Raw genomic sequence first — 11,020 nt, 5'->3', positions numbered from 1 at the left:
AGTTCAGGGGGAGTGCCGCTCCTGGGTCTGGCGGCTGTTGTCACGGCGTCCCACCTGAACAGGCGGCGCCGACCGTGACCCGGCCCGCCCGACGCCTCTACAGTCCAGGTCGCGCTTCCGCTGCCCGGGGCGCTCTGCTCGTGGCCGCTCTTGTCGTGCCGGCAGGCGCGGCCGATACCGTGACCTTGCCCGCGCCGCCTGCCGCGCCTGCCGCAGTGGCTGGTCTGCGGTCGTGCGCGCAGGGTGACACCACGTACCTCCTGGACGGGGCGGGCCGCGTGCGCAGTCTCACGTACGCCCGCCTGATTCCGGACAACACCCTGCGGGTCTGGCAGAGTTACGACCGCCGGGGTGTCCTGACGGGCGCCCGGGTGCAGTGGACCGGGTTCGCGGGGCGCCTGCTCGACCTGCGCGGCGCGTTCAACGCCCGGGGCCAGCTGGTGAAGGAAACGGGGTACCGCGCTCCGAGCGTGACGGCCTCTCTGCGCAGTTCCCTGCGGCCGCTGCCGAAGGGGCGCCTGTGCTGAGCCGCCGCGCACCACTGCGCCCGAAGCGCGGATTCCCCGGGGTCAGCCGATCGCCCCAGTTGACCGGAAGGCGTGCCTTGAGACGGGCCGGACCGCCCTGGAGGGACCTTTGCCTGCCCCAGGCCGGTCGCTGACTCGGTCGCGGCTGCTCCTGGCTGGAGCTCCGCTGAGCGCGGTCAGCAGGTTCCGCTGTGTTCACCGCCTGTCTTCCGGCTTGACGCTGGCCGGCCTGGGGGAACTATGGTTCACCCGCTGAGCACGCCCCTGCTGGCGGGACAGCGGCGGGCACTGGCGAAGGCCATCACGCTCGTGGAGTCCACGCGGCCCGAGCATGAACGCGAGGCGCAGGCGCTGCTGGCTGAGGTGCTGCCGCGCGCCGGGCAGTCCGTGCGCGTTGGCCTGACGGGCGTGCCCGGCGTCGGCAAGAGCACGTTCATTGAGGCTCTGGGCGTGCGGCTGGCCGACGCCGGGCACCGGGTGGCCGTGCTGGCCGTGGACCCCAGCTCTGCCCGGACGGGCGGCAGCATCATGGGGGACAAGACGCGCATGCCTCGCCTGACCGTGCATCCCGGCGCGTTCATCCGCCCCAGTCCGTCGGGCGGGGCGCTGGGCGGCGTGGCGCGGCGCACGCGGGAGACGATCATTCTGTGCGAGGCGGCCGGGTACGACGTGATTCTGGTGGAGACGGTCGGGGTGGGCCAGAGTGAGACGCAGGTGGCGGCCATGACGGACCTGTTCGTGCTGCTGACCCTCCCGAACGCCGGGGATGAGTTGCAGGGCATCAAGCGCGGCATCATGGAGCTCGCGGACGTGTGCGTGGTGAACAAGGCCGACACGAACCCAGCGGCGGCCGTGCGGGCGCAGACGGAACTGCGCGCGGCGCTGACCCTGCTCACCCCGCACGGCGCGCCGTGGCGGCCCACGGCGCTGCGGGCGTCCGCGCTGACTGGCGAGGGGCTGGCGCAGGTGTGGGATGCGGTGGAAAGCTACTGCGCTCAGGTGGACGTGCAGGAGAAACGCCGCGCGCAGACGACGGTGTGGTTCGATGAGCTGCTGCGTGAGGCGGCGTGGCGGGCTTTTCAGGCGCGGCTCGACCCGGCGCGGGTGCAGGCGCTGCGTGCCGACGTGGCCGCCGGGCGGCTCACCGCCGTGCAGGGCGTCACGGCCCTGCTGCAACCGGACGCCGCGCCCTGAGCGGCTGGCGCCCTGGGCCTCAGGGACCGCCCGGACCGGCGAGGTCCATGCTGGGCACGGCGGGTGACACCCAGGCGTTGCCGCGGACGCTGAAGCGCCACGGGAGCGTGCGGCCCTCGCGAATGCCGATGCGGGCCGTGACCTGCACCTGCTCGTCCGGAATGGGGAGAGGCGCGGGAAGAATGTGCAGCGCGGGGCTGTCCACAGGCGTGCCGGCGATCAGGGCGGGGTTCAGGCCCAGGGCGTACACCAGTTTTGCCGGGCCGTTCGTGAGGTCCCGTTCGCGCACCACAGGCCGGAAATTCAGCATGTGGCCCACCCCGCCGAGTGGTTCGATGGCGCGAATGAGAATGCTCGCCGGGATGCCCTGGGGCCGGCACGCCACCTGAAGCAGCGGGTGGCCGTGCGCCGACCAGAACAGCCAGGTGCCGGGCGCGACGGCCATGTCGGCGCTGCGCGCGGCGTGGAAGCGGCCGGCGGTGCAGGCGGGGTCGCGGGGGCAGTCGTAGGCTTCGACCTCCACGATCCGTCCGCTGAGCGTCTCGCCGGTGTCCAGCAGCCGCACCAGCGTACTGCCCAGCAGGGCGCGGGCGGTGAGCACCGGGTCACCATGAAAATGCCGCGGGGGGAGGGGCGCGCTCACCGGAGGCAGGCGGCGCGGCGCGAGACAACCGCGGCAAACAGGCCCCACAGGCCCGGCGCGACAGGCCTGTGAAGCAGGAGCTGCCGGGCTGTTCCGGCCGACAGCCGGGTCGTGAACCCGGCGGCCAGGAAGGGCAGGTCAATTTCCGGACGGGGAACCCCTGTGCGGCTGGCCCGGGCCTGTGCTGCGGCGCTGGCGGGTGGCCGCTCAGCGGGCTCGGGTGTCGTCATTCGGTCAGCCTAGCGCGGGGCGCAGCAGGCCGCCTTCGTAGATTCTTCGGATGGTGGCCTCGATGTCCGGTTCCCGCACCGTGAGATCGCGGACGGACGCGTGCGCGGTCACGCGCGCGATCGGGGGCGCGGCGGGGCCGGTGAAGGCATACGCCGCGCGGGGCCCGTCGGCGTGCAGGAGGGTCAGGCCGGGCACCTGGGTGTGCTGGGGGGGGTCGGCGTACTCGACGTGCAGTTCACGCTGGTTGCCGTAACGGGCCTGAAGTTGCGCGAGGTCGCCGTCGTACAGCAGCTGGCCCAGGTCGATGATCATGACGCGCCGCGCGAGGCGTTCCACGTCACCAAGGTCATGGGTGGTGAGCAGCACCGTGACCTGCCGCTCGCGGTTGATGTGCGCGATGAATTCACGGATGCGTTCCTTCGCCACAACGTCCAGACCGACGGTGGGTTCGTCGAGGAACAGCAGTTCGGGGTCGTGCAGCAGCGCCGCGGCGAGGTCGGCGCGCATGCGCTGCCCCAGGGACAGGGCGCGTGCGGGGGTGCGCAGGAACGGCGCGAGGTCCAGCAGGTCGGTGAAGGTCGTCAGGTTGGCCTGCCAGCGGTCCTTCGGAACGCGGTACACGTGCCGCAGGAGGTCCAGGCTGTCCAGAACGGGCAGGTCCCACCAGAGGGTGGTGCGCTGCCCGAACACCGCGCCGAGCCGCGCGACGTGCCGGCGCCGGTCCTGCCAGGGGGTCAGGTCGCCCACGCGCACGTGGCCGCTGTCGGGAACGAGCAGCCCGGTGAGGATCTTGACGGTGGTGCTTTTGCCGGCGCCGTTCGGGCCGAGGTACCCGACGATCTCGCCGCGGGGAACGTGGAAGGAGATGTCACGCACGGCGTCGTGGGTGCGGCGCTGGGCGCTGAGAAAGCGGCCGGTGCGGGTGGTGAAGGTCTTGCGCAGATGCTCGACGTGAATCACAGAGGGGTCTCCTTTCGGGGCGGGGGCCGTCGGCCGGTCAGGCGCTCAGCCGCACAGCGGTTCAGGTGCCGGTGCCCTCGTAGTGCCGCACGCCGGAGCGCCAGAAGGCGAACGCCGCGGTCAGCAGCAGCGGGCCGGCCAGTGGGCCGAGCAGGGCGGCCCAGGTGGGCAGGCCGTCCGGCAGGGGGCGGCCCAGCAGATGCAGCACGGGCAGATAGGACAGGAACCCGGCGGGAATCAGGTACGTGAAGGTGCGGCGCAGCCACGTGCCGTAGATGTCCATGGGGTAACTGATCAGGGTGCGGCCGCCGTACGTCAGGACGTTCATGGCCTCCACGCTCTCCACCGTCCAGAAGGTGAGGGTGCCGCCGATCACGAACAGCCCCCCGAAAAAGCACACCATGCCGGCCACACAGCCGGCGAGCAGCAACGCCGCGCCCGGGTGCCAGGGCACGGCCGCGTGTGTCAGGCCGTACGCGAGGATCGCGGCGGCCAGGACGACGCGGGTCAGGCGGCGCAGTGCGAAATCCGAGCCGAACACCTGCACGGCGAGCGGTGCAGGGCGAAGGAGGAACGTGCTGAAGGTTCCTGCGCGGACGTGCGCGGACAGGTTGGGTGCGTCGAAGCCGCCAAACACGAGGTCCATCAGCACGAACGCCAGTTCGGCCAGGCCGTACAGCAGGCTGATTTCGCCCAGCGTCCAGCCGTTCAGGCCGCCGAAACGGGGCAGCACCAGCGCCAGCGCGGCAAATTCAGCGGCGGTGATCAGCATGCTGCCCAGGGCGTCGAGCAGGAAGGACGTGCGGTGCGCGCCCTGCGACCGCACCTGCGCGCCCAGCAGGCGAACGTACAGGCTCAGGAGGTGCCGGAGCTCACCCACCGGCGACCTCCAGCCGGCGCAGACCGGCACGCAGGGTGAGCAGGCACGCGGCAAGAAGCGCCGCTGTCCAGCCCAGCTGCGCGGCCAGGGCCGCCCAGGCGGCCGCGCCGCCCTTCACGCCGACCCACAGTTCCAGTGGCGTGTTCAGCATGCTGGGAAAGGGGGTGTACGCCAGCAGCGCCTGAACCCTGGCCGGGAAGAACGCCAGCGGCATCAGGAATCCGCAGCTCAGGCCCAGCACCGCCCACGCGAACCGCCCGAAGCCCACGGCGTCCGGGGACCAGAACGCCGCGCAGTTCACCAGGAACCGGAACAGGAATCCGCATGCCCAGGCCAGCAGGACGCTCAGGACCGTCTGCGTCCCGGCGGTGGCGCCCGCAGCAAACGTCATGTCCCACACCAGCCCGAACAGCAGCAGCATGGGCAGGCCGCGCAGCAGGAACTGTCCGGCAGCACGCCCGGCGTCCTGCGCCGCCCAGAAGGTCAGCAGCGGCGTGGGACGCAGCAGATCACCGGCCACCTCGCCGCGGTGCACGACCCGCATGAAATCGAACCACCCGAACAGACTCAGCGCCGCAATCAGCGCCTGGGTCAGGCCGGTGAAGGTGATGGCGTCCTGCACGGTGTACCCCGCCACCTGAGGGCGCGCGCCGAACAGGGCGCTCAGCACGGCCACCCGGAGCAGCCCGAAGAACGTGTTGGTGATCAGCCCCCACAGGGTGGCCTGCGGGTACGCGAACTGCCGCTGGAAGCCCAGACGGGCCACCGCCCAGGGCAGCGCCAGGAGCGCGAGCGGCCGAACAGAGGCACCCCCGGGGGGTGCAGGCGTGATGGTCATGAAACGGATCCTCCCTCTCCAGTTGCCGAACCGGAAGCGTTCAGGGTAACGGGTGCGTCCAACACGGCGGAATACGCCGCTTGGCGGAGCTGCGTGAGGCGGGACGGTCAGGGTTTCCTGAACGTGTCCCTACCGGCCGGCGGGGCGGGGCAGCTTAGGCTGGGCGCACCTGACTTTCTGGAGGTCATACCTATGATGGACATCTTCAACCAGCTGGGCGGAATGGGCCAGGCCCAGCAGACCATGGGACAGCAGCTCGGCACGCCACCCCAGCAGACCGAGGCGGCCATGCAGGCGGCGCTGCCGCTGCTGCTTGGCGCCCTGACCCGCAACGCCACGCAACCCGGCGGTCTGGACGCACTGGCCGGCGCTCTGGACCGGCATGACGGACGCGCCCTGGACTCCTTCGGGGCGGGGCAGGTCCCCGATTCTTCAGAAGGGCAGAAGATTCTGGGACACGTCTTCGGCGGGCAGCAGATGCAGGCGGCGCAGGCCGTCAGCCGCCGGTCCGGTCTTGATCCGCAGCTCGCCCTGCAGGTGCTGAGCATGCTCGCGCCGCTTGTACTGGCGTACCTGGGCCGGCAACGGCAGCAGGGGGGGACGGGCGGCCCGGCCCGCGGTGGGGACCTGGGCAGCATTCTGGGGGGCCTGGTGGGCGGCGGCGGACTGGGCGGGCTGCTGGGCGGGCTGCTCGGCGGCCGCCAGGAACACGCGCCGCAGACGCAGCGCGGCGCTGGGTTTGATGGCGGCTCCGGCGACACCTCCGGCGGGGGCAGCGTGCTGGGTGGGGGCAGCGTCCTGCCCGGGTACCCGGCCGGGGGAGCGCCCTCGCCCGCCCAGGGCGGCGGGGACCTGTTCGGTACGCTGAACCGTGCGCTGGACCGCGACGGAGACGGCAACGCGCTGGATGAACTGATCGGCATGTTCGGCGGTCAGCGCCGCTGAGAGCCACACGGGGCACCTCTCCCCTCCCGTTCGTGGGTTCCAGGAGGCGCCTCCGGGTCACCTTCACGGCACTGACCCACTCCCCGCGGCGCCGACCACCAGGCTGGAGCGGTCAGGCCGGGCACCCGGAGGTCAGCTGGCGGTCTTCTCGCGGGAGCGGGGCAGGTACCCGGGTGGGGTGTCGTTCTCCGCCGCGAACAGCGTGGTGGTCAGGTAGCGCGCGCCGGTGTCGCAGGCGATGGTCGCCACGCGCTTGCCCGGGCCCAGGCGACGCGCGACGGTCAGCGCCGCCCAGGCCATGGCGCCGCTGCTCATGCCCACAAACACCCCTTCCTCCTGCGCAAGCCGCCGCGCGAGCGGATAGGCGTCTTCCTCCCACACGTCAATCACGTCATCAATGACGCTGCGGTCCAGGTTGGCAGGAATGAAGCCCGGGCCCATGCCCTGGAACCCGTGCGAACCCATCTCCCCGCCCGTGAGCACGTTGCTGCGCGCGGGTTCACACGCAATGACCTGCACCTGCGGATTCATCCGTTTCAGGTAGCGCCCGACGCCGCTGATGGTGCCGCCCGTGCCGCTGCCGTACACGAACGCATCAATGCGGCCCTGCATCTGCTCCCACAGTTCAGGCCCGGTGGTGCGCTCGTGCACCGCAGGATTGGCCGGGTTGCCAAACTGGTTCATCATGACGGCGCCGCGCGTCTCCACGATCCGTTCGGCTTCCTCGATGGCGGCGAGCATGCGGCGCGCAGGGTCAGTCAGGATCAGCTCAGCGCCGTAGGCCACGAGGGTCCGCTTGCGCTCCTCGCTCATGCTGGCGGGCATGCACAGGATCAGCCGGTACCCCTTGGCGGCGGCAACCTGCGCCAGCCCGATGCCGGTGTTGCCGCTGGTGGGTTCCACGATGGTTCCCCCGGGTTTCAACAGTCCACGGCGTTCGGCGTCCTCAATGAGACCCAGCGCGGTGCGGTCCTTGATGCTGCCGCCGGGGTTCTGTCCTTCCAGTTTCACGAACACGTCGGCCATGTCCGGCTCGACCACGCGTGTGAGTTGCAGGAGGGGCGTGCGCCCGATAAGGGACTCGATCATGGCGCTCAGGATAGGGGCTGCGTGCGCCGCAGGTGGTGGGCGGTCTGACAGGCTGCGGAGCGATGGGCGAGGCAGGAGGCTGGTCCATGGTCGACCGGCCCCTGTGGGAAGGTTCGGCGCGGCCGGTCGTCGGAACGGATGGTCAGGATGGCGGGCCAGCGTGCGTCGTCTCCCTTCTGTCCGGTGGGCCCGGGGAGATCGCGCGGCTCAGAGTGCCGCAGGACCAGTCGCGCTCTGCGCCGCTGCGCCTTTCAACGTGCGGCGCTTCACGGCTGATGCCGCCGCTCAGGCCGCCACGGCACGCCACCGTCCGTGGCGGCCTGAGCGGCGCGGGGGAACGATCTCACCGAGGTTCAGGCGGATCGTCCCACCCGGCGCGAGGATCACACGGTTCACGGGGCCGTTCTTCCGATCACGCAGGTTTTGTGACGTTCAGCGGTGGCGGCCCGGACGTCCTCGCAGGGTTTCCGCACGGGGTCGCAGGCGGCGCGTTCGCCGGTGGAGCGGAGCGGCGAGTGTCCCGGCCTGCCCGGCAGGCGCGCCGGTGGGCGTTTCACTCCTGTGAGGATCAGACTGCTGCCGGTGAGAGAGGTGGTCCCGCCCGCTGTTGCGCCGAATTCGGAGTTCTTTTGGCGTTCGCGGGTGGTGCCGGCCCTATTCCCGTTCCGCTGCCTGCGGCACGGCTCAGGGGTTCAGGCCGCAGCCCTACGGCCGCCTGAAGGTGCAGGGTCTCCATCACGGGGTGTGCTGAGCGGGTGCGGAGGGCAGGCCTGCGGGATGACCGGGGCTTGACTGAACCTCGGACCGCTCTTTGTGTGCTGCAGGGGCTACGCTCTGGGCGTGACTGTTTCGCTGCCGTTCCTGCGGGCCGACGCCGCGCCGCCTGCCGCTCACGAGCGTTTTCTGGCCGACCTGCCGCTGACGGTCCTGGTGGGCGTGACGGGCGTGGGTAAAAGCACCGCACTTGCCGCGCTGACGGGGGCGGACCCGGGCATGCGGGTGCTGCCTGACCGGCGGGAGGTGACGGACGCCGTGATGATCCTGCCGGTGGCGGGGGCAGCGGTGCGGGACCGGGAGGAGCGGTTCCGGCTGACTGCCCGTTACCGGGAGGCGCATCCGGGCGGCATGGCGCAGGCGCTGGGGTCGCTGGTCGCGGACGTGCGCCACTGGGGACAGACGCCGGTGTTCGACGGGCTGCGCGGCCTGGATGAGGTGGCGTTCGCTGCGCGGAACTTCCCGGCGTGGCGGTTCGTGGCGCTGGGCGCGCCGGACGTGGTGAGGGTGCGGCGTCTGCTGGGCCGCGCGGACGCGTTTGATCAGGTGCGGACGGCTGAGGCGGGCGACCTGCGCAGCGCCCTGGCGGCGCTGCCCGGCGCCGGGGAGGTTTTCACGCCGGCTGAACTGGAGGTTCTGGCGGCGTTGCCTGCGGCGGGCTTCTCGCCCGCAGACGTGCTGGCAAAGGTAAAGATCGTCGTGTCTGAGCGGCGCAACTACGATCCTGGCGCTGCGGAGGCGTTCCTGCACACATTGCCTGGCGCGCGGGCGCTGGTGCTGGACACCGTGGTCCTGAACCCTGAGGGCGTGGCGGGCGCGGTCCGCACCTGGGCCGCGGGAGGTCACGCATGAGCGCGCCCACGGTGGCGCGCGTGGAGGGCGTTCCCTACCGGCTGCCCCTCACGTCGGCACTGGCGTGGGGCGCGCACTCTGCCCTGAACGCTGCCGAGCACGTGCTGGTGCAGGTGACCCTGTCGGACGGCACGGTGGGGGTGGCTGAGGCCACGCCCCGGCCCACGATCTATGGGGAGACGCCGGCAAGCGTTGTGGCAATCCTGGCGTTGCTGGAACAGGGTCTGCGTGGCGTGTCCATTCTGGATGAGGACGCCCTGAACCGCGTGCGTAACAGCGTGGCCAACAATCACACGGCGCGCGGCGCGCTGGACATGGCGCTGCACGACGCGCGGGCGCGGGCGCAGGGTCTGACGCTGTTCGATACGCTGCTGGGGCCGCGTGAGCAGGTACGGGTGAGTTTCATTCTGGGTATCGCCGCGCCGGACGAGATGCTGGCCGAGGCGCGGCGGGTGGTGGAGGCGGGCGTGCGGTGCCTGAAGGTGAAGGTGGGGCGGCAGCACGACCGGGATCTGGGGGTGATCCGTGCGCTGCGTGCTGAGTTTGGGGACGCGGTGCAGCTGTACGCTGACAGCAATGAGACGCTCACGCCGGCACTGGCGCCGGCAGCGCTCGACGCGATGCGGGAGGCCGGCCTGATGTATGTGGAGGAGCCTTTGCCGGCGCGGGACCTGCAGGCCCGGGCGGCGCTGCACGCGCAGGGGCGGCTGCCGGTTGTGGCCGACGATTCGTGTTTCACGCCTGCGGATCTGACGCGCGAGCTGGCTTTCAATACTTTTGACGTGCTGAACGTGAAAACGGCGCGCAACGGTTTCACGGATGGCCGGGCGATGCTGCGCGCGGCGGCGGCGGCTGGGAAGCGGGGCATGGTGGGGTCGCAGGCCAGCACGGGGCTGGGGACGCTGCACGCGGCGCTTCTGTCGACCCAGGCCGAGGTGACCGAGCCGTGCGAACTGAGTTTCGTCCTGAAGTTGCAAGATGACCTGCTGGACCGGCCGGTGACTTTCCGGGAGGGGTGGCTGGATGTGGGGGCGCTGCGGGAGCACCGGTTGGACCTGGCGCGGGTGAACCGCTACCGGCTGTAGTTGTTTAGGCAGTTCAGGCTGGAGGGACCCTCATTAAGCTGATTCCCTGGGTGGAGGTCATATGCCTGTCATGAAGGGCTGACCATAATGAGGTATGTCTCAAGAGATGCTTAACGCTCTGCTTCTCCCGCTGCTGTTCAGCATGGCCGGCGGCACCTTTGTGTTCCTGCAGCGTCCTGATCAGCGTCACAAGGGCCTGCTGGTCATGATTCTGTTTCAGCTGGTCGGCGCGGGCGGGTACGTCATGCAGCCGCACGTGGAATTGTTTGCGCTGCTGTGTGTTCATGCGGTTCTCGTGGTCAGCCTGATGACGCGGCATTTCCAGGCGCCGCTGCCGGCCCAGCAGCCCAGCCGCGACCGCTGATCCTCCAGGAAGAGGCCGAGGTCCGCAAAGAAGCAGGCGCGCAGCATGAAGGCTGCGCGCCTGCTTCTCTGTGCGGGCCTGACGTCAGGGCTGGTGGCCGTGTGGGCCGGGGAGCAGCTGCCGGATCTGACGTTCGAGAGCCTGCATGACGGGCGGGGAGCGCAGGCAGGCCACCAGGGCGCGCGTGGCGTGGTGCTCGCTGCCACTCAGGGCGCCCTGCAGGTGACCCTGCACGGCAGGGTGCAGCCGGCCGCGGATGAACAGCAGGTCGCGCAGCAGGTCCTCGGCCGGCTGGGGCGGCTGGGTAAAGCCGGGAGGGCCGGTGAACACCAGTTGGGCCCGGCCACGTGGGTCGGTGCTGAGCCCGGCGTGGATGGGGTGTCCGGCGCGCCGGGTAACGTGCTCCACGGCGCCCTGGTAGGCCTGCACGAGATTCAGGGCGAGACTGCGGCCCAGCAGGGTCAGGCGGGCGGGGTCGTGGGTGGTGACGTGCAGGGTCTGCGTGAGGTGCCGGGCAAGGCCGTCACCTTCGGCCATCAGGGCGATGTGGGTGTCCTGGGTCATGGGCCCTCCGGCTGTCTGGACAGGTGCGGGAACGTGGTGTGGGCTTCAGGGGGGGCTCAGCAGATAAAGAGAGG

General features: G+C 70.8%; 13 protein-coding genes. 6 read left to right on the top strand and 7 right to left on the bottom strand.

Translation table 11 applies throughout. The annotated features are described in order from the left end of the window. Positions 1 to 74 precede the first annotated feature (74 nt). Together LAJ19_RS04195 and meaB are read left to right on the top strand one after the other, a co-directional pair. A complete protein-coding gene (locus tag LAJ19_RS04195; protein ID WP_225477053.1) occupies positions 75 to 527 on the top strand; it encodes a hypothetical protein in 453 nt (150 codons plus the stop codon). 240 nt (positions 528 to 767) lie between these two features. After that, positions 768 to 1,721, top strand: coding sequence for a methylmalonyl Co-A mutase-associated GTPase MeaB (gene meaB, locus LAJ19_RS04190; RefSeq protein ID WP_225477052.1), 954 nt, complete (start codon positions 768 to 770; stop codon positions 1,719 to 1,721). A gap of 19 nt (positions 1,722 to 1,740) precedes the next feature. Here the strand turns inward: meaB and LAJ19_RS04185 are convergent, their stop codons facing one another. From LAJ19_RS04185 to LAJ19_RS04165, 5 genes are all read right to left on the bottom strand, one after another. After that, on the bottom strand, positions 1,741 to 2,364 hold the full coding sequence (locus LAJ19_RS04185) for a DNA-3-methyladenine glycosylase (protein ID WP_225477051.1): 624 nt from the start codon (positions 2,362 to 2,364) through the stop codon (positions 1,741 to 1,743). After that, on the bottom strand, positions 2,361 to 2,594 hold the full coding sequence (locus LAJ19_RS04180) for a hypothetical protein (RefSeq protein ID WP_225477050.1): 234 nt from the start codon (positions 2,592 to 2,594) through the stop codon (positions 2,361 to 2,363). Before LAJ19_RS04180 ends, LAJ19_RS04185 begins: the two co-directional genes overlap by 4 nt. 4 nt (positions 2,595 to 2,598) lie before the next feature. Beyond that, a complete protein-coding gene (locus LAJ19_RS04175; protein ID WP_225477049.1) occupies positions 2,599 to 3,555 on the bottom strand; it encodes an ABC transporter ATP-binding protein in 957 nt (318 codons plus the stop codon). Between the two features lie 61 nt (positions 3,556 to 3,616). Then, the gene (locus LAJ19_RS04170; RefSeq protein WP_225477048.1) at positions 3,617 to 4,435 is read right to left on the bottom strand and encodes an ABC transporter permease; all 819 of its coding nucleotides are present in this window, start codon (positions 4,433 to 4,435) and stop codon (positions 3,617 to 3,619) included. Continuing rightward, positions 4,428 to 5,273: an ABC transporter permease gene (locus LAJ19_RS04165; protein WP_225477047.1), complete on the bottom strand. Its 846-nt coding sequence runs from the start codon at positions 5,271 to 5,273 to the stop codon at positions 4,428 to 4,430. The genes LAJ19_RS04170 and LAJ19_RS04165 overlap by 8 nt, the downstream gene beginning before the upstream one ends. 192 nt (positions 5,274 to 5,465) lie before the next feature. Between LAJ19_RS04165 and LAJ19_RS04160 the strand changes: the two genes are divergently transcribed. Beyond that, complete coding sequence (locus LAJ19_RS04160; protein WP_225477046.1) at positions 5,466 to 6,218, top strand: DUF937 domain-containing protein; 753 nt, start codon at positions 5,466 to 5,468, stop codon at positions 6,216 to 6,218. 132 nt (positions 6,219 to 6,350) lie between these two features. On the opposite strand, the gene cysK is transcribed toward LAJ19_RS04160, so the two are convergent. Beyond that, the gene (gene cysK / locus LAJ19_RS04155; RefSeq protein ID WP_225477045.1) at positions 6,351 to 7,307 is read right to left on the bottom strand and encodes a cysteine synthase A; all 957 of its coding nucleotides are present in this window, start codon (positions 7,305 to 7,307) and stop codon (positions 6,351 to 6,353) included. An 834-nt stretch (positions 7,308 to 8,141) separates the two neighbouring features. Here cysK and LAJ19_RS04150 point away from each other — a divergent pair. The 3 genes from LAJ19_RS04150 (at position 8,142) to LAJ19_RS04140 (ending at position 10,382) form a co-directional block, all read left to right on the top strand. Further along, positions 8,142 to 8,933: an ATPase gene (locus LAJ19_RS04150; protein WP_225477964.1), complete on the top strand. Its 792-nt coding sequence runs from the start codon at positions 8,142 to 8,144 to the stop codon at positions 8,931 to 8,933. Continuing rightward, on the top strand, positions 8,930 to 10,018 hold the full coding sequence (locus LAJ19_RS04145) for an enolase C-terminal domain-like protein (protein WP_225477044.1): 1,089 nt from the start codon (positions 8,930 to 8,932) through the stop codon (positions 10,016 to 10,018). Before LAJ19_RS04150 ends, LAJ19_RS04145 begins: the two co-directional genes overlap by 4 nt. Positions 10,019 to 10,124: 106 nt before the next feature. Then, positions 10,125 to 10,382 (top strand): hypothetical protein, encoded by a 258-nt coding sequence (locus LAJ19_RS04140; protein ID WP_225477043.1) that lies wholly within the window; start codon positions 10,125 to 10,127, stop codon positions 10,380 to 10,382. A gap of 84 nt (positions 10,383 to 10,466) precedes the next feature. Here the strand turns inward: LAJ19_RS04140 and LAJ19_RS04135 are convergent, their stop codons facing one another. Continuing rightward, complete coding sequence (locus LAJ19_RS04135; protein ID WP_225477042.1) at positions 10,467 to 10,946, bottom strand: hypothetical protein; 480 nt, start codon at positions 10,944 to 10,946, stop codon at positions 10,467 to 10,469. Positions 10,947 to 11,020: the final 74 nt, after the last annotated feature.

Origin of the sequence: Deinococcus taeanensis (genome assembly GCF_020229735.1) — a bacterium.
GTDB classification, from domain to species: domain Bacteria; phylum Deinococcota; class Deinococci; order Deinococcales; family Deinococcaceae; genus Deinococcus; species Deinococcus taeanensis.
Note: the sequence above shows the minus strand (reverse complement) of the source record. Positions and strands in the feature narration are given on the sequence as shown.